17 protein-coding genes are annotated in these 22590 nt (G+C 73.5%); 8 read left to right on the forward strand and 9 right to left on the reverse strand.

The annotated features are described in order from the left end of the window. Positions 1–215 precede the first annotated feature (215 nt). Both WME83_RS22805 and WME83_RS22810 read right to left on the reverse strand, forming a co-directional pair. A complete protein-coding gene (locus WME83_RS22805) occupies positions 216–1205 on the reverse strand; it encodes a formylglycine-generating enzyme family protein (RefSeq protein ID WP_437321396.1) in 990 nt (329 codons plus the stop codon). A gap of 1 nt (position 1206) precedes the next feature. Then, complete coding sequence (locus WME83_RS22810; protein WP_437321397.1) at positions 1207–2265, reverse strand: formylglycine-generating enzyme family protein; 1059 nt, start codon at positions 2263–2265, stop codon at positions 1207–1209. Positions 2266–2551: 286 nt separating this feature from the next. Here WME83_RS22810 and uvrA point away from each other — a divergent pair, with 286 nt between their 5' ends. Further along, positions 2552–5521 carry an excinuclease ABC subunit UvrA gene (uvrA, locus tag WME83_RS22815; protein WP_437321398.1) on the forward strand — a complete coding sequence of 990 codons (2970 nt, stop codon included), beginning with the start codon at positions 2552–2554 and terminating at the stop codon, positions 5519–5521. Between the two features lie 118 nt (positions 5522–5639). On the opposite strand, the gene WME83_RS22820 is transcribed toward uvrA, so the two are convergent. Continuing rightward, positions 5640–6002, reverse strand: a complete 363-nt coding sequence (locus WME83_RS22820) for a TraR/DksA family transcriptional regulator (protein ID WP_437321399.1) — start codon at positions 6000–6002, stop codon at positions 5640–5642. 512 nt (positions 6003–6514) lie between these two features. Between WME83_RS22820 and WME83_RS22825 the strand changes: the two genes are divergently transcribed. Both WME83_RS22825 and WME83_RS22830 read left to right on the forward strand, forming a co-directional pair. Beyond that, on the forward strand, positions 6515–7426 hold the full coding sequence (locus WME83_RS22825) for an NUDIX hydrolase (RefSeq protein WP_437321400.1): 912 nt from the start codon (positions 6515–6517) through the stop codon (positions 7424–7426). 3 nt (positions 7427–7429) lie between these two features. Then, positions 7430–8017, forward strand: coding sequence for a response regulator (locus tag WME83_RS22830; protein ID WP_020736479.1), 588 nt, complete (start codon positions 7430–7432; stop codon positions 8015–8017). 40 nt (positions 8018–8057) lie between these two features. Here WME83_RS22830 and WME83_RS22835 read toward each other — a convergent pair whose 3' ends face one another. After that, entirely contained in the window at positions 8058–9854 is a 1797-nt protein-coding gene (locus WME83_RS22835; protein WP_437321401.1) for an N-acetylmuramoyl-L-alanine amidase, read from the reverse strand. 210 nt (positions 9855–10064) lie between these two features. Here WME83_RS22835 and WME83_RS22840 point away from each other — a divergent pair, with 210 nt between their 5' ends. The 3 genes from WME83_RS22840 to WME83_RS22850 all read left to right on the forward strand — a co-directional run bounded on the left by WME83_RS22840 (position 10065) and on the right by WME83_RS22850 (position 13584). Further along, the gene (locus WME83_RS22840; protein WP_437321402.1) at positions 10065–10475 is read left to right on the forward strand and encodes a YbjN domain-containing protein; all 411 of its coding nucleotides are present in this window, start codon (positions 10065–10067) and stop codon (positions 10473–10475) included. Positions 10476–10602: 127 nt separating this feature from the next. Then, the gene (locus WME83_RS22845) at positions 10603–12054 is read left to right on the forward strand and encodes a hypothetical protein (RefSeq protein ID WP_437321403.1); all 1452 of its coding nucleotides are present in this window, start codon (positions 10603–10605) and stop codon (positions 12052–12054) included. A 93-nt stretch (positions 12055–12147) separates the two neighbouring features. After that, positions 12148–13584, forward strand: a complete 1437-nt coding sequence (locus tag WME83_RS22850) for a hypothetical protein (protein ID WP_437321404.1) — start codon at positions 12148–12150, stop codon at positions 13582–13584. A 570-nt stretch (positions 13585–14154) separates the two neighbouring features. On the opposite strand, the gene WME83_RS22855 is transcribed toward WME83_RS22850, so the two are convergent. The 3 genes from WME83_RS22855 to WME83_RS22865 all read right to left on the reverse strand — a co-directional run bounded on the left by WME83_RS22855 (position 14155) and on the right by WME83_RS22865 (position 18537). Next, entirely contained in the window at positions 14155–15060 is a 906-nt protein-coding gene (locus WME83_RS22855) for a hypothetical protein (protein ID WP_437321405.1), read from the reverse strand. A 549-nt stretch (positions 15061–15609) separates the two neighbouring features. Next, positions 15610–16647 carry a deoxyhypusine synthase family protein gene (locus tag WME83_RS22860; protein ID WP_437321406.1) on the reverse strand — a complete coding sequence of 346 codons (1038 nt, stop codon included), beginning with the start codon at positions 16645–16647 and terminating at the stop codon, positions 15610–15612. A gap of 465 nt (positions 16648–17112) precedes the next feature. Beyond that, the gene (locus WME83_RS22865; RefSeq protein WP_437321407.1) at positions 17113–18537 is read right to left on the reverse strand and encodes a sigma 54-interacting transcriptional regulator; all 1425 of its coding nucleotides are present in this window, start codon (positions 18535–18537) and stop codon (positions 17113–17115) included. Between the two features lie 134 nt (positions 18538–18671). Here WME83_RS22865 and WME83_RS22870 point away from each other — a divergent pair, with 134 nt between their 5' ends. Next, positions 18672–19487 carry a hypothetical protein gene (locus WME83_RS22870; RefSeq protein WP_437321408.1) on the forward strand — a complete coding sequence of 272 codons (816 nt, stop codon included), beginning with the start codon at positions 18672–18674 and terminating at the stop codon, positions 19485–19487. 53 nt (positions 19488–19540) lie between these two features. Then, a complete protein-coding gene (locus WME83_RS22875; RefSeq protein ID WP_437321409.1) occupies positions 19541–20812 on the forward strand; it encodes a Stp1/IreP family PP2C-type Ser/Thr phosphatase in 1272 nt (423 codons plus the stop codon). Positions 20813–20917: 105 nt separating this feature from the next. On the opposite strand, the gene WME83_RS22880 is transcribed toward WME83_RS22875, so the two are convergent. Both WME83_RS22880 and WME83_RS22885 read right to left on the reverse strand, forming a co-directional pair. Continuing rightward, positions 20918–21247, reverse strand: coding sequence for an FKBP-type peptidyl-prolyl cis-trans isomerase (locus WME83_RS22880; protein ID WP_020736495.1), 330 nt, complete (start codon positions 21245–21247; stop codon positions 20918–20920). A gap of 118 nt (positions 21248–21365) precedes the next feature. After that, on the reverse strand, positions 21366–22469 hold the full coding sequence (locus tag WME83_RS22885; RefSeq protein ID WP_437321410.1) for a M48 family metalloprotease: 1104 nt from the start codon (positions 22467–22469) through the stop codon (positions 21366–21368). Positions 22470–22590: the final 121 nt, after the last annotated feature.

Raw genomic sequence — 22590 nt, forward strand, 5'->3', positions numbered from 1 at the left:
CCCTTCGGGTCCGCCCACTTTCGCACCGGCCGACAACGTAGTCCAAGCGGCGCGCAGTTGGAAGGGGAGCGCTTCGGCCGTCTAGGTCCACGGCGGCTTCACGGCGGCGCCGCGGCGGTCCGGGGCGGCTCGGCCGCGCGAGAGCGCCGCGGCGGGGGCGAGCCTAACCGGGCGGCGCCGCGCCGGCGGCGCGGGTCCGCTCGGGCAGCGATCGCTCACGGACCCTGCCGCCCGGCCGGATCGGCCATCGGGCTGCGGCGCGGGATGCGGGCCGTCTTCGCGGCGGGGGACACGGCCTTGCCCCCGTCCAGCGCGTCGGCGCAGCAGCGGAACCCGACCTGATAGAAGCGGAACCACCGGTTGTGCGTCGAGGTGACCGGGCGGCATCGCGAGCGGATCGGCCCCCAGTACCCGCCCTTCAGCGTCGATCGAAACGGCTGCTCGTCCAGGTGGCCGAGCTCGTTGTTGACCCACTCGTCGACGTTGCCGGTCATGTCGCGCACGCCGAAGGGGCTCACGCACCGGTGCATCTCCCCGGACGCGACCCGGCGGTCAAGCCGCTCGACCTCCGCCGAGATCTTCCAGGGGTCGCCGAACACCTCGAGCACGGGCATCGCGATCTTCCGGTCGATGTTGCAGGCCTCGGGATCGCGGGCGATCCCGTAGGGATAGGGCCACATCTGCGGGCCCTCGCACGCGAACTCCCACTCCTCGCCGGAGCAGAGCCGCTTGCCCTCGATCTCGCAGGCGCGCTTCGCCTCCAGCCAGTTGACCATCACCGCCGGGCGGACGCCCTCGATGTTCGGGTACTCGAAGACGTCGATGCAGAAGCGCCGGTGCTGGAGGCGCCCCTCGCAGAGGACCTCGGGCTCGAACCGCGCGCAGATGTCCTTCTCCTCGTCGATGTAGGAGGCGCAGTGGTGGCCGACGTAGGGGCAGTAGATGCCGTCCACGAGCACCATCCCGCCGAGGCACGCCGTGGCGCTCGCCGGGTTGACGCGCACGTACGCGGGCAGCGGCGGGGGCGGAGGGGGCGCGAGCGCGGGCGCGGGCGGCGCAGGCTCCGGCGGCGGGACGCTCGCCGGCGGCGCCGCGCTCGAGAGGTCGAGCGGCTCCGGCCGCCGCTGGAAGCGCGGGGCGAAGAGGAGCGCGCTCACCAGGGCGGCGACGGCGAGGGCGGCGAGGAAGGCGAGGCGCTCGCGCATGTCAGTCGTACACGCCGTCCTTCTCGCGGTCGCGCTCGATGAACGGCCGCGGCGGCGGCGTGACGACGCCGTCGATCGTGTCGGCGCAGCAACGGAAACCGGCCTGGTAGAACCTGAAGGTCGGCCCGTGCCCCCCCGTCGTGAGGCGGCAGGTGTTCCGCACGGGACCCCAGTAGCCGCCGTTGAGCGTGGCCGGTCGCGACGTGCCCGGATCGTCGGCGAGGTTGTCGGTCCACTCGTCGACGTTGCCGGCGAGGTCGTACGCCCCGTACGCGCTGATGCAGTTGGGGTGCGATCCGATCGGATCGGCCTGCCACAGCCGGGCGATCTCGCCCTCGCGGGTCTCCTCGTCGACCATCGCGTCGATGTCGAACGCGATCGCCGCGCGATCGATGTTGCAGGGGCTCGGCGTGCGCACGAATCCCCAAGGATAAGGCAAGCGCTTCGGTCCTTCGCAAGCGAGGATCCACTCGGAGCGCCGGCAGAGCCGCTTGCCGATCGAGGCGCAGAGCGACCTCGCCTCGTGCCAGTCGACGTAGACGCGCGGGAGCTCGCCGACCCGGTTCGGCCACTCGTGGCGGTCGATGCAGAAGCGCCGGGGGTCCACGGCCGCCCGGCAGCGCGCGCCGCGCGCGTACTCGGCGCAGCCGTGGCCGATCCCGTCGCCGGCGCGCGCGCAGACATACGGGAGGGACGGGCAGAAATCGCCCTCCACGAGGGTCATGTCGGCCGGACACGCGGCGCGCGCCGCCGGATCGTCCGCGAAGCGGTCGACCGGCGGGGCCGCGGAGGCCGGCGCGCCCCGGGGCACCGGCGCCGGCCCGGGGGGCGCGCCTTCCGCGGACGCCGCCGGCTCCCCCGGGCGAGCGGGCGCGCCGGGCGCGTCGGACGCGAGCGGCGGGGAGGCCGGCGCCGCGGCGTCCGCGGAGCGCGGCGCGGCAGGCAGGGCCGCGGAGCGCCCGGGCGGAGCCGGCGGCATGAGCAGCAGCGCGTCGAGCTCGGGGGCGTACCGCGCGAGGAGCGCGACCGCGCCGAGCGCAGCGCCGGCGCCGACCGCCATCAGGATGCTCCTACGTTGCGCTTCCACGTCACCCCGCGCGCCCCCTCATAGTCCAGCTCGCGGCGCAGCGACGTGAGAAGAATTGCAGGACCTCCGGAACACCACGTCCGGCGCGGCGCGTCTCGACGCGCTGCGCACCGGAAGAACGGGAAGACGCGCCGCGCATCGAGCAAACGGGAAACGCGCCTCGCCCGCCGGGAATGCGGGACGCCACGGCGGGAGGGCGGCGCGCGCGCAGGAGCGCGCCCCGCCCGCTGCCGTGTGTGATAGCTCTCCGGTTCCCCCTATGGATCGACTGGTCGTTCGAGGCGCTCGGCAGCACAACCTCAAGAACGTCAGCGTGTCGCTTCCGCGCGACCGCCTGGTGGTGATCACCGGCCCGAGCGGCTCGGGCAAATCGTCCCTGGCGTTCGACACCATCTACGCGGAGGGGCAGCGCCGCTACGTCGAGTCGCTCTCCGCGTACGCGCGGCAGTTCCTCGAGCAGCTGTCCAAGCCCGACGTGGAGTCGATCGAGGGCCTCTCGCCCGCGATCGCGATCGAGCAGCGCGCGCTGGCCAAGAGCCCGCGCTCGACCGTCGGCACGGTGACCGAGATCTCGGACTACCTCCGCCTGCTCTTCGCGCGGGTCGGCACCCCCCACTGTCCCGCGTGCGGCAAGCGGATCGAGGCCCAGACCGTGCAGCAGATCGTCGACCGCATCCTCGATTTCGGGGACAAGACGCGGGTCACGATCATGGCGCCGATCGCGCGGGGCCGCCGCGGCGAGCTGAAGCTCGACATCGAGCGGCTGCGGCGCGAGGGGTTCGTGCGCGCGCGCATCGACGGCGAGATCGTCGACCTCGGCGACGAGATCGTCCTCGACCGCACGCGCGCCCACGACCTCGACGTGGTCGTGGACCGGATCGTGGTCAAGGAGGGCATCAAGGGCCGGCTCACCGACTCGGTCGAGCTCGCCCTCAAGCTGGGCGAAGGCCGGCTGCTCGTCGACATCTCCAGCGACGGCATGAAGATCGAGCCGCTCTGGATGAGCGAGCGCTTCGCGTGCATCGACTGCGGCATCTCCTTGCCGCCGATCGAGCCGCGGATGTTCTCCTTCAACGGCCCGCACGGCGCCTGCCCCGCCTGCGACGGCATCGGCGCGAGGACGCGCATCGATCCGGACCGCGTGGTCCCGGATCCGCGGCGGACGCTGCGCGAGGGCGCCGTGGTGGCGTGGGGGCGCCGCGGCTCGCTCTCGCTCGCCACCGAGACGGAGCGGGCCGTGAGCGCGCTCGGCTGCGATCCGGACGTGCCGTGGGCGAAGCTGCCGGCGGCCGTGCGGCAGGCGATCCTCGAGGGGAGCGACGCCTCGGGCGCCGGCGGCCGAGGGAAGAAGAAGGCGGCCTACGAGGGGATCATCCCGCGGCTCGAGCGGCTCCTGAGCAGCGGCGAGCCCGCCCTCGCCGACGAGGAGGACGCCGACCCCGACGAGGACAGCGCCGCGCTCTCCGACGAGATCGGCCGCTTCGTCATCACGCGGGTGTGCGACGCCTGCGACGGCAGGCGCCTGCGCCCCGAGGCGCTCGCCGTGCGCCTCGGCGATCGCAACATCGCGGAGGTCGGCACCCTGCCGCTGCGCACGCTGCGCACCTTCCTCGAGGGGCTCATGCCGCCGAAGGACGGGGCGCCGCGGCCCTCCGGCGGCGGCGACGCCGCGGGCGAGCCGCCGGCCGACGGCGGGCTCGCGCCGCGCGAGCGCGCGATCGCCGAGCCGCTGCTCCGCGCGGTGATCGCCCGCCTCGGCTTCCTCATCGACGTCGGCCTCGACTACCTCACGCTGGATCGCTCCGCGCAGACCCTCTCCGGCGGCGAGGGCCAGCGCATCCGCCTGGCGACGCAGATCGGGGCCGCGCTCGTCGGCGTGCTCTACGTGCTCGACGAGCCCTCGGTGGGCCTGCACGCGCGCGACAACACGCGCCTGCTCGAGGCGCTCCGGCGGCTCGTGGATCTCGGCAACACCGTCGTCGTCGTCGAGCACGACCGCGACGCCATCCTCGCGGCCGACCACGTCGTGGACATGGGCCCGGGCGCGGGCGTGCACGGCGGCAACGTCGTGGCGCAAGGCACGCCGGAGGAGCTGAGCGCCGATCCCGCGTCGATCACGGGCCCCTACCTCAGCGGCAAGAAGCAGCTGGCGATCCCCACGAAGCGCCGGCGCCCCGACGGGCGCTCCATCCGCGTGGCCGGCGCGCGGGCGCACAACCTCCGCAACGTGACGGCCGAGATCCCGGTCGGCCTCTTCTGCACGGTCACGGGCGTGTCCGGCTCCGGCAAGTCGAGCCTCATCGTCGACACGCTCCTGCCGGCCGCGAAGAACGAGCTGTACCGGAGCTCCGCCCCGATCGGAGCGTGCGACGGCATCGAGGGCCTCTCGCACATCGACAAGGTGATCTCGATCGATCAGGCGCCCATCGGCCGCACGCCGCGCTCCAACCCGGCGACGTACACGGGGGTCTTCGGGCTGCTCCGCGAGCTCTACGCGGGCCTGCCGGAGGCGAGGACGCGCGGGTACAAGGCCGGCCGCTTCTCGTTCAACGTGAAGGGCGGCCGCTGCGAGGCGTGCCAGGGCGACGGCGTGCTCCGGATCGAGATGCACTTCCTGCCCGACATCTTCGTCACGTGCGAGACGTGCGGGGGCCGCCGGTACAACCGCGAGACGCTCGAGGTGCTCTACCGCGGGATGTCGATCGCGGACGCGCTCGACCTCACGGTCGAGCAGGCGATCGAGCAGTTCGAGGCGCTCCCCCGCGTCCGCGAGCGGCTGGCCGCGCTCGCGCGGGTCGGCCTCGGCTACATCACGCTGGGCCAGCCCGCGACGACGCTCTCGGGCGGCGAGGCGCAGCGCGTGAAGCTCGCGCGCGAGCTCGCGCGCAAGGCCACCGGCCGCACGCTCTACGTGCTCGACGAGCCGACCACGGGCCTGCACTTCTCGGACATCGAGGTGCTCACCGCGAGCCTCATGAGCCTGCGCGACGCCGGGAACACCGTCCTCGTCATCGAGCACAACCTCGACGTGATCGCGTGCAGCGACTGGGTGATCGATCTCGGCCCCGAGGGCGGCGAGCGCGGCGGGACGATCGTCGCTGCGGGCACCCCGGAGGACGTCGCCCAGGAGGAGGCGTCGTTCACCGGCGCGTACCTGCGCGAGGTGCTCGCGGCGTCCAAGCGCCGCGGCCCGCAGGCGCCGCGCGGCCGGGCGTCGGCCCGCAAATAACAGAGCGGGCGTGGCCCCGCCCGGTCCCCGCGAGGTGGACCGGAGGCGGAGCGCACGCCCGACGGCACGGCGGCACCACCGCGCGGAGGCCGAAGGTGCGGACCTCCGCGCGCGGCGTTCAGCCGTAGTCCTTCTCGACCCGCTCCTGGTCCTCTTTGCAGCGGATGCAGAGGGTCGTCTCGGGGCGCGCCTCGAGGCGCTTCGTCGAGATCTCCTCCTCGCACTCCTCGCACTGGCCGAACGTGCCGTCCTCGATCTTCAGGAGCGCCTTGTGGATCTTGTCGAGGAACGACTTCTCGCGGCCGCGGAGCCGGAAGGTGAACGACTGCAGGTACTCGCTCGACGCGAGGTCCATCTCGTCCGGGAGATCGTTCGCGTCGAGCATCATGTCTTCGGTCAGCGTTTGCTTGGCCTTCTTGACGATCTCGTCGCGCTTCGTCTCAAGCAGGGTCTTGAACTTTTTCAGCTGGGCCTTGTTCATAGGTCCTCTCGCGTCGAATGCGCCGTTCGGCGCCGCCGTCTGAGCTCCCTGGCGCATGCAAGCCGCGGGGCGTCGACCCCCGGGCTGCCGGAACGGGGCTTACGGCTCCGCGACATGTCCGGAGAGGCCAGATAGCCCCCCGAAATAGCGAGGCGCGGGATTCTAGGCGTGAGCGCCGTGCCCGTCAACGACGCCTCCGTCGGTGGCAGAGTTCGTCCGATGCACGCGGCGATCTCCGCTGCATTCACCGCCGTATCAACGCAACGGCCGCGACCGATCGCTCGCGGCGGCATCGATGTCGGGAGAGCATGGAAAGCGCCTGCGGGAACGCCCCGAGCTGCAAGAAAGGGCGGCGGTTTTGGCCTCAAACCCGCATGCTCACCGCAGAGCACGCCGGAAAAGAGACGCAGCGGACGGTTTGACGAAAGACAGCTCACGTGGAACAAATTTATCCCATATTGCTGGATTTCGATCAGAACCGAACCCCGATCCGACCTCGCGATGCCGCCACGGTGATCGTCCTGCGTGACGGTCGCGTGGGGGTCGAGGTGTTCTGCGTCCGCCGCCACGCGAGCTCGAGCTTCATGGGCGGCGCCGTGGTGTTCCCGGGTGGGAAGGTGGACGCGCAGGACGGCGCGGAAGTCTGGAGGGATCGGGCGACCGATCCGCCGGCGCGCGCCGCTGCGCTCGCGACGGACGCGATCGCGGCGCGAGCGCTGTGCGTGGCGGCGTGCCGCGAGACGCTGGAGGAGGGGGCGATCCTGCCGACGGATCCGCCGCTGTCCGACGGCGAGATCGACGCGGTCGCGCGGGAGCTCGCCGCCGGGACGCCGCTCGACGCGAGCCTCGAGCGGCGTGGCCTGAAGCTCGCCCTCGCGGCGCTCGTGCCGTGGGCCCGGTGGATCACGCCCGCCGCCGAGGCGCGCCGCTTCGACGCGCGCTTCTTCCTGCTGCCGCTGCCGCGCGGCCAGGTCGGGCGCCACGACGGGCACGAGACGACGACGAGCTTCTGGGCCGCGCCCTCGAAGGTGCTGGAGCGCGCCGCGCGTGGCGAGATCGTTCTCGCCCCGCCGACGTCGCGCACGCTCGAGCTGCTCGCCGCGGCCCCCGACGTGCGCAGCGCCGTGGCGCTCGCGGAACGCCAGCCGCTCCTGCCGATCTGCCCGCGCTTCGTCCCGGGCGATGGGGCCGAGCCGCCCTACCTGGCGCTGCCGGGCGACCCCTCGCACGAGATCCGCGAGCGGCGCGTCGACGGCCCGACCCGTTATGTCCTGCGCGACGGGCGCTTCGTCGCTGAAGAATGCTGCGCACATGGATCCCCGATCCACATCAAACAGGAACGAGAGCCCAGATCCACGACGAGCTTCGACACCCCCCAGACGACTGCCCCCTCCGTGCCGGCGACGCCTGATCTCGAGGAGTGAGCCATGGAAACGAACCCGAAAGAGAACACGACGCAGCCCGAGCTGTTCACCGCGAGCGACGTCGCGCGCTTCTGTCAGGTGGACCTCAAGACCATCCACAACTGGGCGGACAAGGGGGAAATCCGCCACTTCCGCACGCCCGGACGGCACCTCCGCTTCCGGCGGCTGGACGTGCTCGATTTCCTCCGCAAGTACGGCTACCCCATCCCGGAGATCCTGCGGATGGGCAAGCCGAAGGTCGTCGTGGTCGACGACGACCCCGCCGTCCTCGCCGCGCTCCGCAAGACCCTCTCGCGGCGGTTCGACCTGACCACGTTCCAGGATCCGTTCGACGCCCTCGTCGCGGTGGGCAACCTCCAGCCCGACGCGCTCATCCTGGACGTGATGATGCCGGGGCTCGACGGCGTGCGCTGCCTGGAGCGCCTCCGGTCGATCGACTCGACCTCGCACATCCGCTGTATCGTCTACTCGAACCACGAGGAGATGAAGAAGAACGCGACCGAGGCCGGCGCCTACGACTTCATCAAGAAGGGCGAGGCCGGCGAGCTGCGCGACTCGCTCGAGCGGCTCATGGGCCTCGAGCGGGGGTGATCCCGGCGCGGACGGCGCCTCTTCGGGCCGTCCTCGCCCTTCACTTGCCCTCGCGGTAGGCGCGGATCGCGTTCACGATGGCGTCCGCCATCTTCTGCCGGAAATCGGCGGTGGCGAGGCGCGCCTCGTCCTCGGGGTTCGAGATGAACGAGGTCTCGAACAGCGCGGCCGGCATGTCGGCGCCCGCCAGGACGAAGAAGCCCGCGCCCTTGACGCCCTGGTCCTTCGTGTCGGGGTAGCGGGGCGACAGCGAGGCGAGCGACGACCGCTGGAGGAGCTCGGCGAAGTGGCGCGAGCGGGCCGCCATGTCGCCGACGTTGAGGTTCGACAGGATCGCCGCCACCTCCCGGCGGGCCTCGGGATCGCCCGGCTCCGCGCCCTGCCCTCCCCTGGCGGCGCGGGCGGCGTTCTCGCGCGCCGCGAGCGCGGCCGACGTCGACTCGGCGTCGTGGGGCGCCGCGAGCGAGAAGGTCTGGACCCCGCGCGCGCGGCCGTTGTCGCTGGCGTTGCAGTGGATCGAGACGAACAGGTCGGCGTGGAACGCGTTCGCGCGCGCGGTGCGGAGCTCGAGCGGGACGTAGACGTCGCTGTCCCGGGTGAGGAGCGTCTCGATCTTGAGCTCGCGCGCGAGGAGCGGGGCGACGCGGTGGGCGACGTCGAGCGTCACGTCCTTCTCCTTCAGCCCGGTCGGGCCGACGGCGCCGGTGTCGTTGCCGCCGTGCCCGGGGTCGATCGCGACGCGACGGACCTCCCGCGCGCCGCCGGGCTTGGCCTCGTCGTCGCGCACCGGCGGGCGGGTGCTCACGTCGACGACGATCCGGAACGGCTCGGGCAGGTAGAAGATCCGGCGGTACAGGTTGGCGGCGAGATCGAGGACGACGCGCGTGCCCTTCGGCTGCACGCCGACGCGCACGCGCCTGAGGACGCCGCCGACCTCGATCTCCCGCGCGACGCCGCGCGACGTCGCCCTCGCGATGTCGACGAAGATGCGCGCGTCCTTGCCGGCGGTCTCGTCCGCCGGGAGCGTGCCGACGTCGAACGTCGTCGGCGCGGAGAGCTCGATGACCACGCGCGCCCCCTTGTCCGAGCCGTGCCGCTCGATCGACGTGACCTTCACCGGGCCTGCGGGCGCCGCGGACGCCGGTGGAGCGACGACGAGATCGCCCGCGGCGTCGGCGGTCGCCTGCACCGGCGCCGCGCTCGCCGGCGCGGCGGAGGCGCCCGGCGCGAGCGCGAGCGCGAGCGCGACGCCCTCGACGCGGTGCCCCTCCTGCTCCAGGGCCCGCAGCGCGTCCCCGCTGGGCCGGTAGGCGGCGGCCTGCGCCAGGGCGACCGCGATGGCGCCGAGGCACGGCGAGGCCGCGGGCGGCGCGCCGCCGGACGCGGGCGGCGAGAGGGCCGCGTAGCGCCGGGAGACCAGGTAGAGCTCGCGGTAGGCGACGGCGGCGTCGCGGGCGAGCTCGCCGGCGAGCAGCGCGCGGCGTCGCTCGGCCTGGCACGCGCGCTCGAGGTGGGCCGGATCGGCCGAGGCGCGGAAGGCGGTCGCCGCGGCGCTGTACAGCTCCATCGCCTCGCGCGCGTCGGTGGCCGCCTGGTCGAGGCGGAAGAGCCGCACGCGAAGGTCGGCGGCGAGCTCCGCGAGCGCGGCGGCCGGCGCCCCGGCCTCGGCCCGCGACGACGCGATGGCGACGGCGTCGGCGAGGGCGACCGTCTCGGCGCGGGGCGGGAGCAGCGCGCCCGGATCGAGCAGCGCGGCGGCGCGCTGCTCGTCGGAGGGGGCGGCGGGAGCGGCGGGCGCGCCGCCGTCGGCGCCGCACCCGAGGGTGTGCGCGGCCACTGTAAAAAGCGTGATCGCCGAGAAGGCCAGGGCGCTACGATGCGGCTGCGCTGGGGTGGTGCGCCGTCGTTTCGCCAGAGCTGCCCCGCGCGCCGAGCGAACGGCGATACGTCCCGGAGGTTTCACGTGCCCGACCTCACGCCCACTTCATCCACAGAACCCCTCTACGCGGATCGTGCGTCGGGGGAGAGGTTTGCCGACGCGACGAGCATGGTCAACGCGTATCTCGCCCGGTACGCCGCGAGCGCTCGGGGCGGGGCCGGATCGCCGGGCGGCGCGAGCGCGCTCGACGAGACCGGCTACGCGCAGCTCCAGCACGGGAGCGCGACGATCGGCGTCAACGTGCTCGAGGCGCAGGGGGTCCTGATGGTCTTCTCTCCGATCATGGCCGTCCCCCTGACCGGGCGGGAGGCCTTCTACCGGCGCCTGCTGGAGCTCAGCTTCGTCGCCACCTCCGACGCGGCGTTCGCGATCGACAGGTCGCGCAACGAGGTGGTGGTGCGCTGCCTGCGGCGGCTCAGCGCGCTCGAGTACGAAGAGTTCGAGGATATCGTCACGACGGTGAGCCAGGTCGCCGACAAGTGGGACGACGCGCTGCTGCGCGAGGTGCGCGGCGGATGAGCGGGTCGAGGCGACTCCCGGGGCGTCGGGCGGCGCGCGCCCCCGCCGCCGCGCTCCGGGAGGGCGACCCGCGGATCCGTCGCGAGATTGCGGTGCGGCAGACGCGGGTGATAAGTTCCTCACCGCGATGACTGCGGGGGAGCGACCGACGACCGCGGAACCTGGTGAGCGCTCCCTCTCTGCGGAGGAAGCGGATCGGATCGCGGCGTCGATCCGGCCCTCCTGGGAGGGGTTCGACGAGCTGTCGGGCGCCCGGGGCGACGAGCGCGGCAGCGCCCCCGGTGTCCGAGGCGACGAGCGCGGCAGCGCCCCCGGTGTCCGAGGCGACGAGCGCGGCAGCGCCCCCGGCGCCCCGGCCGCGAAGCCGCCGGAGGCCGCGGCGGCGCCCCTCGTCGGTGCGCCGGCCGCGAAGCCGCCGGGGGCCGCGGCGGCGCCCCTCGTCGGTGGGCCGGCCGCGAAGCCGCCGGGGGCCGCGGCGCCGCCGGTCGATGCGCCGGCCGCGGGGCGTGAGCCGGCGATGGCCGCCTTCTCTGCCGCGCCGATCGCGCCCGCGGCGCGCGTGCTGGAAGCGCCGCCGGCCGGCGCCTCCGGCGTGTCCGACACCGTGATCGAGGGGGTCCCGACCATCGCCGTCGGCGACGACGCGCAGGGGGCGCCGGTCGCGGAGGCCACGCCCAAGGCTGCGGCGGGCGCTCCCGATGCCGGCGCGCAGGACAGCCCCGCGCCTCGACCGCTCGCGGATGCCCCGACGAGCGGCGGCGCTGCCGGCGGCGCTGCCGGAGTTCCGGAGGGCGGCGCGGCGAAGCCGGGTCAGTACCTCGCGCCCGCCGGAAAGACGCGCGTGGGCGTCGGCGAGCCGGATGCGGCGGACGACGCGCCGGCGGCCGAGCTCGGCGGCGAGGCCGGCGCGCGGGCCGCTGAACCGGGGCGCCCGGAGCCGGCCCCCTCCCCTGCGCGCGAGCAGGAGCCGCCGTCCGCGCGGCCTGCGCGCACCCGCTCTCGCGCATCGCGCTCGGCGCCGGAGGGCGCCGGTTCGGTGGCCGCGTCGGCCGTGCGCACCGAAGACCACGATCCCATCGAGCTCCCGGTCTCCACGCCGAACAAGGCGGCGCTGCGGATCATCATCGCCCTCGTCGGCGCGGTCTTCCTCTTCTTCGTCGTCCGCGCCCTGCGTCACGACGACGCCGGCGCCGATCCCACGCCGCCCGCGGCGGAGGCGCCGTCCGCGGCGGAGGCGCCGCCCGCGGCGACGGCGGCACCTCCCGCCGTCACCGCGCAGGCGACCGACGGCCCTTCGCCCGCTGCCACGGCCGTCGGCGTTGCGCCGGCGCCGAGCGCCTCAGCGCCAGCGAGCCCTCCGACCTCCGCGGCGGCGACATCTCCCTCCGCGCCGCCGTCCTCCTCCGCGCCGCCGCCCGCCGCCGCGCCCCCCACCGCCGCCGCGTCGCCGGCGACGCCGGCGACGCCGGCGACCGAGCCCAAGACAGCTCCAGCACCGCAGAAGCCTGTGCCGGCGCAGCGCGGGACCACGACCGGGGGCAACAAAGGCGGAGGCATCATCCGCGATGCCCCCTTCTGAAGCGCCCCGCTTTCCGCCTCGGCAGCGAGGCTTGCTGCAGTCGTTAGTCACCTACCGCGGACGCCGACGAGGCGAAGCGCGACCTGAGGAGCCATGAAAACACGCGCCTGCGCCCCCGTTCTCCTGCTCTCGCTCATCGCTCCTGCTGTGCTCACCGAGGCCGGGCTCCCCTCCTCTCTTCTCGGCGAGCCGCTCTGCTTCGCGCAGTCGTCCGATCCCGTCACCGAGGTCGCGCGCCAGCGCTACGAGGACGGCGTCAAGGCGTATGACGCCGGCCGGTTCGAGGATGCGCGTACGGCGTTTCTTCAGGTCTACGCGCTCAAGCGGCACCCGGCCGTGCTGCTCAACCTCGGGCAGAGCGAGCTTCGCTCCAATCACCTGGAGGACGCCGGCAAGCACCTCCAGCAGTTCCTGCGCGAGCACACCACCGCGACCCCGGACCAGCGCGCCGCCGCCGAGAAGGCGCTCGCCGACGTGAAGCGGCGGACCGGCTTCATCATCGTGACGGCCGACGCGAACGGCGCGGACATCAGCGTCGACGGCGTCCTCGTCGGCAAGGCGCCCCTGCTCGATCCGGTGTTCGTGGCCCCCGGCAAGCACACCTTGTTCGCGACCTACCAGGACCGCTCGGCGACGGTCCAGGTGGACGCGAAGGTCGGCACGGCCACGCCGGCGACGCTCACCCTGGGAACGACCGGCGCGCCCGCCGCCACCGCGCCGACGCCCGCGCCGGGGGCGCTGCCGACCACGCCGACCCCGGGCGCGCCGGCCGGGGCCACGCCGCCGGGCACCGCGCAGCCGGCCCCCGGCTCGCCGACGCCGGGGGCGACGACCCCGGGCGTGCCGGCGCCCGGCGCGACGACGCCCGGCGCAGCGGCTCCCGGCGCGACGGCGCCCGGCACAGCGGCCCCCGGCGCGACGGCGCCCGGCACAGCGGTGCCCGGCGCGACGGCGCCGGGCGCTCCGGCGGCGGCGACGGGGTCCGGCGGGCTCAGCGTCTCGACGAGCGGCACGCTGGGCACGATGGGCACGGACCAGACCTCCGGCGGTCGCGAGCCGTTCTTCCACTGGTATGCGCGCAAGCCGCTCGCCTGGGTGGGGACCGGCGTCGCGGGCGTCGGTCTGGTCATGGGGATCGTCGGCTCGGCGATCGTCGTCAACGCGCGCGGCAACGCCGACGAGGTCGGGCAGACGATCGAGGCGTACGTCGCGAGCCACCAGAGCACGATCCCCGCAAACCGCAGGTCGCAGCCGTGCGGCGCGCGCGAGGATCCCTCGGGCGACCTCCCCGGCTTCCAGACCGCGTGCGGGACCCTCCGGGATGAGCTCGACCGCTACGACGGCGCGCTCCCCTGGGCGATCACCGGGTGGGTCCTCCTCGGCGTCGGGGTCGTCGGCACCGCGACGTACGCGATGATCGATTGGTACCCCCAGAAGCAGCAGACCGCGTCGGGCGGCCCGCGCATCACGGCGATCGCGCCGTTCGTGGCGCCCGGTCAGGCCGCCCTCGGCGTCGCGGGGACCTTCTAGAGCGGTTTTTAGCTCGGACTGACACATCGTCGTCCGTCTCGTCCCCGTCTCTCGTCCCCGTCTCTCGTCCCCGTCTCTCGTCCCCGTCTCTCGTCCCCGTCTCTCGTCCCCGTATCTCGTCTTAGCTCTTCCGTGCGCGTGCGCGCTGATTCCGGGGAATCGCGCACGCGCACGCGCACGATGGACGCGCACGAAGACGGGGGACGGGAGACGGGAGATGGGGGACGGAAGACGGGAGACGAAGAGGGCCTGGGGCCCGTGGCGTCGCGCGTGTGAGCATCTGCGGCGGCTCGCGCAGGCGGACCGCCGCGCGAGCCGTCCGCGTCGGTTGAGCCGTGTTCGCCGCTAGGTAGCCTCGCCGTCGTGGAGCTGAGATTCGAGGGACAACGGAGGGGCAGCGATACCTGATGAGCATGAGCCAGCGCATCGAGCCATCCATCGGGTCTTCCCGGCGGAGAGCCTAGCCCTGGCGGAGCGCGACCGGTTGAGTCAGGCGCTCCTGCCAGCGTGACAGCGGGGTTACGGCGCGTCCGCAGCGCTGGCACGCCGCGTTCTCGATCGGGAGTGGCTTCAGACCGGCGCGGGCTCGATGGGCTTCGGCTCGGCGGGCTTCGGCTCGGCGGACTTGGCGTCGGCGGGCTTCGGCTCGACGGGTGCCGGCTCGTCCGGCGCGGCGGCGCTGCCGCGGCGCTTCGGGCGGAGCCTCCGCAGGGCGTTGCGGAACGAGGTGGCGCTGAAGCGGCGCTTCGCCTCGGGCATGTCCCAGCAGGCGTTGACGCCGGCGGCGCGCGCCTCGTTCCCGAGCAGCGTGGCATACGTCACGATGGAGTTGCGGAGCACCATCGCCTCTTCCCGGTTGCGCAGCCCGAGGATGCCGAGCAGGTCGCGGCCGCTCACCTCGTCGAGCAGGGCGCTGCCCTCACGCAGGAAGTCCTCGGTGAGGCCGACGGGCGCGAGGCGGGCCTGGTGCTGCTTGGCGAGCCGGAGCAGCATGGCGAGATCGCTGGTCTCCTCGGCGAGCGTGCCGCTCGTGTTCACGTCGGCGAACTGCTCGGCGACGTCCGGCTCGAACGCGAACGCCTGGTCGGCGAACGCCTTGAGCCGCGCGCGCCACGGCCGGCTCGCCTTGATCACCTGGTCGATGGGCCGCACCTGGTAGGCGCCGGTCCGCTTGCCCTCGCCGAACCAGAGGTTCGCGGTGTCGAGCAGCTGCATGGCGCCGCGGAGCAGCGCGCGGCGCTCGGGGCCGTAGGCCTTGCTCGCGAGCGCCGCCTCGTACTGGACGACGGCCAGGTAGAGGTCCCGGAGCTCCGTGAGGGTGATCGAGATGGGCTGGCTCGGCTCCATGACCTCGCGGACGATGCGGTCCATCTCGGGCCGCGCGGCATCGAGGAGGGCCTGAAACTCCGCGGGGGTCGCGACCGCGCGGGTCTCCTTCAGGACGGCGTGCTGCTCTTGCGACAGTTCGATTCCCATGAACCTACCTCCGGTGGGGTGGCGAGCGGCCAGGCGTATCACCACAGCAGAGCTCGCGGCCGCTCCAGGCAAGATGCGGCCGTCCGGAAGCACGGTGTCGACGCAGGGGAGCTGCGCCGGCGCGCCGGGGATGCGCCCCAGCGGGCCGGCGCGCGCAGCCAGCGGCCCGGGAACACGGCCAGCGCCGCCGAGACCTCCAAGGGATCGTGTCAGCAGCGCCGGGGAGCCGTACCAGCAGGTCCGAGGAGCCGTACCAGCAGGTCCGGGAAGCTGTACCAGCAGGTCCGAGGAGCCGTACCAGCGGGTCCAAGGAGCCGTACCAGCAGGTCCGGGAAGCTGTACCAGCAGGTCCGGGGAACCGTACCAGCGGGTCCACGGAGCCCTACCAGCGGGTCCACGGAGCCGTACCAGCAGGTCCGGGGAGCCGTACCAGCAGGTCCACGGAGCCCTACCAGCGGGTGCTGGCAGGCATCCCGGGGCTGCCGGGGAGGCGCCGGGCGCTGCTGGCAGGGCGCCGGGAGCTGCTGGGTTACGGAAACCCGCCGACGCTCACGCGCCGCGCGCCTCGATGATGGCCCGCGCCTCGGCCGGGTGGCGCTTGCACTCGAGGAGCGCTCCGAGCAGGAGCGGCGCCACGATGGTGGCGTCCGACTCGATCACGAACATGGGCGTGTCCGCGGTCAGCTTGTCCCAGGTGATCTTCTCGTTGGGCGTGGCGCCGGAGTACGAGCCGTAGGACGTCGTCGAGTCGGAGATCTGGCAGAAGTAGGCCCAGGGCCGGGCCGGCTCGTCGAGATCGTACTTGAGCGACGGCACCACGCAGATGGGGAAGTCCCCCGCGATGCCCCCGCCGATCTGGAAGAACCCGACGCCCGCGCCCGCGCTGAGCGCGCGGTACTGATCGTACAGCGCGGCCATGTACTCGATGCCCGACTTCACGATGCTCGGGGAGCACTCGCCCCGCCTCACGTAGGACGCGAAGATGTTGCCGAAGGTCGAGTCCTCGTGGCCCGGGACCACCAGCGGCAGCCCGGCCTCCGCGGCGGCCAGCAACCAGCACTCCTCGGGCGGTCCGCGGTGGAGCGCGGGCTCGACCGCCCGGACCAGCTCGTAGAAGTACTCGTGCCAGAAGCGGCGCTCGCCGCTCGCCGTCGCCCGCTCCCACATGGGGACGATGTGCTTTTCCACCGCGCGGAAAGCCTCGTCCTCGGGGATGCTGGTGTCGGTCACGCGCCGCATCCGGTCCTCGAGGATCCGCGTGTCGTCCTGCTTGGTGAAGTAACGGTAGTCGGGGAAGTCGCGGTAGCCGTCATGCGCCACGAGGCGGAACAGCGACTCCTCCAGGTTGGCGCCGGTCACGGACATGCCGTGGATCAGGCCGGCGCGGATGGCCGGCGCCAGGGTGATGCCGAGCTGGGCCGAAGACATCGCCCCGGCCACGGCCCAGAACATCTTTCCGCCGCGCTCGATGTGCTCCCAGTAGGCGAGGAGCGCGTCGCGCGTCGCGCGGGCGTTGAAATTCTTGTAGTTGCGGAGAACGAACGAGAGGAGGGGCAGCGTCGTGGACGCCGACGTCGTTCCAGCCATGTTTCGCCGAGCCTCGGCGACCATGAAGGTCGTCCCGGTGGTCTCGGGTCGCGCAAGCCACCAGGGACGCGCTACGGACCGGCGCAGGCCGGGCCGCCATTGCAGCGTCGGGTGGCTTCGGGGGAACCCTAGCACGAGGATCGCCTCGTCGCCTGCAGCTCGGCCCTCCTCCTACGACGGCGTAAGCGCCGGCGGGGGGCTGTGCGCGGCGGCGCGCGGGTGGGCGCGGCGAGCACCGACCGAGGTGCCATAAGGACCCAGCGGGCTCCACGTCTCAGGCGCGCCTTGTGTGGCGCGCAACGAAACGTCCCAGGTGGCAAGGCCCGAAGGGAGACATGCCGGGCGGTGTTCTCAGCGCAAGCTCTCCCGTCCCAGTCTTGGCGGACGGCCGAGCGCCCACCCGCGCGCCGCCGCGCACAGCCCCCCGCCGGCGCGTGCGCGCGGAAAGAGCGCCCCGCCCCACCCTCACCGCTCCCTCGCGGCCCGCAGCAGATCCCGCATCGTCGACCGCGGGACGTCCGCGAGCCGCGCCGCGGCGCTGATGTTGCCCCCCACCTCCTCGAAGGCGCGGAGCGCGTCCGCGGGCGAGATCTTCCGCCGGACCGGCGGCTCGCGATCGGCGAGGACGGCCGTGATGTGCTCCGGCAGCACGCGGCCGTGCGCGCGCAACGCAGCTTGAATGAGCACGTTCCGCAGCTCCCGGACGTTGCCCTGCCAGCGGTGCGCCCGCAGCGCGACGAGCGCCCCGGGGGACAGTTGCCGCGGGCCGATCTCGGACGTCGCCAGCAGGTGCTCGGCGAGGAGCGGGATGTCCTCCGGCCGCTCGCGCAGCGCGGGGAGGTGGATCCGGCACACCGCGAGCCGCTCGTAGAGGTCCGCGCGGAAGCGGCGCTCGGCGACGAGCGTCTCCAGGGGCTCGCAGGTCGCGACGATGAGCCGCACGTTGACCTGCGTCGACCCCTCCCCGCCCAGCGGGCGCACCACCCCCTCCTCCACGACGCGCAAGAGCTTCGCCTGGACCTCCAGCGAGAGCGCCGCGATCTCGTCGAGGAAGAGCGTGCCCTGGTTGGCCTCGACGAACGCGCCCCGCCGGTCCCGATGCGCGCCGGTGAACGCGCCCCGCCGGTGGCCGAACAGCTCGGACTCGGCGATGTCGCGCAGGATCGTGGCGGCGTTCAGCACCACGAACGGCCCGTCGGCCCGGGCGCTCATCGCATGGATCGCGCGGGCGACCAGATCCTTGCCCGTGCCCGACTCGCCGCGCAGGAGCACGGGGAGCTGGAGCGGCGCCACCCGCCGCACCGCCGCGGCGAGCTGCCGCATCGGCCGCGAGCGGCCGACGAGCGACGGCAGCGGCGGCCCCTCCTCGATCGGCGGCACCCGCCGCGCCGCCTCGACGCACACCGCCGTGCGGCCGATCTCGAAGCAGCCGCCAGGAACGAGCATCGCCTGCCGCACCCGCACGCCCCCGACGCGGACGCCGTTGCGCGAGTCGAGATCGGTCACCTCGATCGAGGCGCCGCGGTGCGCGACCCGGCAGTGGCGAGCGCTCACCGCGACGTCGTCGATCCTCACGTCCGCCGCCGGGGCGCTGCCCACGATGAGCTCAGCGCCCGGCCCGACCGCGATCCGCACCGGCGCGCTCCAGCCGCTCTGATCGCAGCGGAGCCACACCGTGGCGAGCGCCTCGCCATCCTCCACGAGCTCGAGCGTGGCGTCCCGGATCGACCGGGCCTCGCCGCCCCGAGCTCTCGGGCCCGGCCGATCGCCGGGCGCCCCCGCGAGCCCCCTCCGCAGCGCCGCGGCGGGCGTGACGGGCGCGGCGGGGTGAACGGGCGTGACGGGCCTGAAATCGCGATCCTCTTCGCTGCAGGTCGGTGCGTTGTCCATGGTCCAGGAGGTCTGTCGTCGGCGCGCGGGGCGCAGTTGCGTCGCTCGCCTCCCTCGCCTCGCCGCGTCGACATTCCTCGCGCCGGCCCGTCACCCCCTTTGCGCTCGGGACCGCGCTGTTCTAGAGGCCGTTCGTGGCATCGCGCTCAACAGGGTGGATCGCGCCGGCGCTCGGCGCCGTGGCAGCGGCCTGGGTGCTCTCGGCCAACCAGGCCCTCGCCCAGCCAGCAGATCGAGACACGTCGGCCGCCGTCGACGACGACGAGGAGCCCGGGCCGGAAGCCGGCGCGAAGCGCCCCGCCGGGCCGGACGAGCGGAGCGGGCACGTCCTGCTCCAGGGACGCGCCGGCTACAGCCTGCCCTTCGGCAGCATGGCCGCCGGCCAGCCGGTCAGCGAGAAGGTCGCGGGCGGCCTCGCGTTCGGCGCCAACATCGGCCTCGGGCTGAGCCGCGTGACCGTCGTGGAAGCGAGCGGCTCCTACGCCCTGCTCTCCGCGGCCGCCGGCTGCGACGGCTGCTCCGGCCGGAGCCTCGATATCGGCCTCGGGTTCGTCTACCACCTCGCCCAGGGCATCGCCGTCGACCCGTGGATCAGCTACGGCGTGGGCTACCGGCGGGCCGTCCTTACATGGCAAGACGAGTCGGCCGCGGGGCCGACAGCCTCCGACCATGTATTCCATGGGCTCGACGTCGCCCGCATCGCGCTGGGCGGCGATTTCTACCCCGTGTCGAGCTTTGGCGTCGGGGTGTTCGCCGAGCTCGACGCCGGCACCTACCTCTCGCGCCCGGGCGAGGACTCCGGTGCCACCGCGTACGGATTCTTCCAGTTCGGCCTGCGCCTCGCGCTGGATCCCGTGCCCCGGGGTGCGCGTACATCCGCCGTCTCGGCCGGTACGTCTCGGAGGATCGCCGTCCAGGCGGCCGGCTCCCCGGGGGCGGTCCGCCGGTAAAGCAGCCGGAATGTGGGCGGTCCGGGGGGCCGGACGGGTATAATCAGCCGCGAATGGGCGAGTTCAGGACGAGCAGCCGCACCCGACCCGTCGCGGCTGCCGTGACCGACGTTGGACGCCAGCGGAAGCACAACGAGGACAACGTCCTCGTGAAGTCCGAGCTCGGTCTCTTCGTCGTGGCCGACGGCATGGGCGGGCACAACGCGGGCAACGTCGCCAGCGCGCTCGCGACGAAATCGCTCGACAACTTCTTCGAGGCGACCCGCGCCGGCAGCCTGCCCGGCCCCGTCCCCGCCGACGAGCAGGAGCTCGATCCCGAGGCACGGCGCGTCGTCGCGGCGATCCGCAAGGCGAACCACGATGTGTTCGTCATCTCGAACACGTACACCCAGCACCAGGGCATGGGCTCCACGGTGGTCGCCGCCTACGTGTCGCGCGAGACCGACCGGATCCACGTCGGGCACGTCGGCGACAGCCGCTGCTACCGGATCCGGCACGGCGAGATCGAGCAGCTCACGAAGGACCACTCGCTCATCAACGACGCCCTCGCGCTCAAGCCCGACCTGAGCCAGGACGAGCTGGCGAGGCTCCCGAAGAACATCATCACGCGCGCGCTCGGCATGAAGGACGCGGTGAAGGTCGACATCCGCTCGGAGCGCATCGAGCCCGGCGACGCTTTCCTGCTCTGCTCGGACGGGCTGAGCGGGATGGTCTCGGAGCAGCAGATGCTCGATGTGTTCGACGTCACCCAGGACCCGCACGAGGCCTGCGAGCTCCTCATCGAGATGGCCAACGAGGCGGGCGGGACCGACAACATCTCGGCGCTGATCGTCCGCATCCTGCCGGAGGCGGAGGACGAGCGGCAGCCCGACAGCGCGGAGCTCGAGGACACCCGGCCCCACCACATCGACGAGCTCGGCGCGATCCTCCCGCCGCCGCAGGTCCGCGCGGCGCGGGCCCGGGCCGAGGAGGCCGAGCTCGACGCCGTCGCCTCCTCGGGCGACGAGCGCATCGCGGCGCAGCCGATCCACTCCGTCGCGGGCAACGGCGTGCGCAGCCACGCCCAGGGCGCCTCGGGCGCGATGTCGCGCGTGGCCGCCGCGCCGTTCACGGACCGGCGCTCCCGGGCGGCCGCTGGCTCCGGCCGCTACGTGGCCGTCGCGGCGGAGCCGAGGCCGCCGGCGCCCCCGGTGAAGGAAGCCCCGCCGGCGAAGCCCGCGAAGCGCCAGACCGAGGTGCGCGTCGCGCGGTGCGCGCACTGCAAGCACGAGCTGTTCATCGGCAACCGCTTCTGCGTCGAGTGCGGCGCGCCCATCAAGCCGTGAGCGGCGCGCGTCTCGTGGCGCGAGACGCGCGCCGCGAGACGCGCGCGCGCCGCCCCGCGCGCCGATCGCGAGCCGCGGCCGGCGCTGCGGGGGCAACGCGGCGCATCACTTGAGCGCGAGCAGCTCGACCTCGAAGATGAGGGTCGAGTTGGGCGGGATCACGGGCGGGAAGCCGCGAGCGCCGTAGCCGAGCTCCGGCGGGATCGTCAGCTTGCGGACGCCGCCGATCTTCATGCCGGCGACCCCCTGATCCCACCCCTTGATCACCTGCCCGGCGCCCAGCTTGAACGAGAAGCCCTGGTTGCGGTCGCGCGAGCTGTCGAACTTGCTGCCGTCCGTCAGCGTGCCGACGTAGTGAACAGTCACGAGCTGGCCGTGCTTCGCCTCGGCGCCCGTCCCTTCCTTGAGGTCCTCGATCCCAAGCCCTGCTTGCATGAATGACTCCTTTCGACGCCGATGGGAGGAGCGCCGCGCGGTCGCGTCAAGCCGAAGCAGCGCGCGGGCGCCCCGAGCGAGCGCTCGCGAGCGCGCAGGGCCGCGGAGAAATCGCGGGTCAGCCGCCGAGGCCGGGGAACGTGAACACCGGCGTGCCGCCGGTCAGCCGCCACGTGTTCGCGGTCTGCTGCACGATGGGCTGGCGCAGCGCCGGGTGCGGGTGCGTCTGCTCGAAGGCGAACAGGATCGTGGCCGGCGTGAGCTGATCGAGCGACGCGAAGAAGCCGAGCGTGAGCATCGCGCCCCCCTCGGTCCACCGGTACCCCTGCCGCCGCGCGCCGGCGGAGAGCAGGTTGTTCACGCCCGCGACGTCCGCGGCGATCTCGTTCGGCTGGTTGAAGACGGGGAGCGCGCGCGACAGCATCCGCCCGAGATCCGCGGGCGTGACGCCGCGGCTGCCGCCCTGCCCGTTCGCGCAGCCCGTGTGCCCGAGGTGATGGTGGCCGAGCTCGTGGCCGAGCACGAACGCGAGCTGCTCCTGGTAGAGCTGGCGCTGCCGCTCGACCTTGCGCGCGTCCGTGTGCTGCGCGGGGTCGATGAAGCCCATCGGCGGCCGGATGATCGGCTGCCCGGGCCGCTGCCGCTGCGCGAGCATCCGCAGGAACTCGTCGAGCTTCCTCGTCCCGAAGATCTCGTCGGTCGCCTTGAACTGCGCGATCTGCGCCTGCACCTCGAGCAGCCCGTCGGTGATCGCCATGAACGGCATCCGCTGGTCGTCGCAGCCGGCGAACGCGTTCACCTCGCCGACCGTCGGATCGGCGATGAAGGGGATGCCCTTCACCTTCTGCTGCGCGCCCGACGGCAGCGCGCCGATCAGCGCGCCCATGACGACGCCGGCCTCGGACTGGAGCCAGCCGATGTTGATGTCGTTGATGGGGTCGCCGAGCACCGGCAGCCCGGGCACCGTGGGCACGGAGAAGGTCGGCGCCGGCGCGGGCCCGGTCTGCGCCGGCGGGTAGCCGGGTTGCTGCTGCGGGTAGCCGGGCTGCTGCTGCGGGTAGCCGGGCTGCTGCTGCGGGTAGCCCTGCGGGGGCGCGCCGTACGGAGGGTAGCCCTGGCCGTACGTAGGCTGTGACGGAGGCCGGCGCGAGCTGCTCCGCTGACAGCCTGCGGCGAGGCCGAGAGCCAGAACGAGGGCGCCGATCGATCGAAGCAGGTTCATCGCCCGCGAGCATAGCGCACGGAGCGGGCGTCAACCTGCGCTCCGGCGCGAGCAGGATCCCAGCGCGCGGCGCGCCTGGCGGCGCCGCGATGAGCCGAAAGCCGCGGCCCGGGCGTCAGGC

The sequence above is a fragment of the Sorangium sp. So ce385 genome, from assembly GCF_051474135.1.
Lineage (GTDB): Bacteria > Myxococcota_A > Polyangia > Polyangiales > Polyangiaceae > Sorangium > Sorangium cellulosum_D.

Bases quoted from the DNA above. Each gene is read 5' to 3' on its own strand.
- WME83_RS22850 (WP_437321404.1), top strand. From the start codon at position 12,148: ATGAAAACACGCGCCTGCGCCCCCGTTCTCCTGCTCTCGCTCATCGCT.
- WME83_RS22840 (WP_437321402.1), top strand. From the start codon at position 10,065: ATGGTCAACGCGTATCTCGCCCGGTACGCCGCGAGCGCTCGGGGCGGG.
- WME83_RS22875 (WP_437321409.1), top strand. From the start codon at position 19,541: ATGGGCGAGTTCAGGACGAGCAGCCGCACCCGACCCGTCGCGGCTGCC.
- WME83_RS22880 (WP_020736495.1), bottom strand. From the start codon at position 21,247: ATGCAAGCAGGGCTTGGGATCGAGGACCTCAAGGAAGGGACGGGCGCC.
- WME83_RS22865 (WP_437321407.1), bottom strand. From the start codon at position 18,537: ATGGACAACGCACCGACCTGCAGCGAAGAGGATCGCGATTTCAGGCCC.
- WME83_RS22810 (WP_437321397.1), bottom strand. From the start codon at position 2,265: ATGGCGGTCGGCGCCGGCGCTGCGCTCGGCGCGGTCGCGCTCCTCGCG.
- uvrA (WP_437321398.1), top strand. From the start codon at position 2,552: ATGGATCGACTGGTCGTTCGAGGCGCTCGGCAGCACAACCTCAAGAAC.
- WME83_RS22885 (WP_437321410.1), bottom strand. From the start codon at position 22,469: ATGAACCTGCTTCGATCGATCGGCGCCCTCGTTCTGGCTCTCGGCCTC.
- WME83_RS22820 (WP_437321399.1), bottom strand. From the start codon at position 6,002: ATGAACAAGGCCCAGCTGAAAAAGTTCAAGACCCTGCTTGAGACGAAG.
- WME83_RS22805 (WP_437321396.1), bottom strand. From the start codon at position 1,205: ATGCGCGAGCGCCTCGCCTTCCTCGCCGCCCTCGCCGTCGCCGCCCTG.
- WME83_RS22855 (WP_437321405.1), bottom strand. From the start codon at position 15,060: ATGGGAATCGAACTGTCGCAAGAGCAGCACGCCGTCCTGAAGGAGACC.
- WME83_RS22830 (WP_020736479.1), top strand. From the start codon at position 7,430: ATGGAAACGAACCCGAAAGAGAACACGACGCAGCCCGAGCTGTTCACC.
- WME83_RS22845 (WP_437321403.1), top strand. From the start codon at position 10,603: ATGACTGCGGGGGAGCGACCGACGACCGCGGAACCTGGTGAGCGCTCC.
- WME83_RS22860 (WP_437321406.1), bottom strand. From the start codon at position 16,647: ATGGCTGGAACGACGTCGGCGTCCACGACGCTGCCCCTCCTCTCGTTC.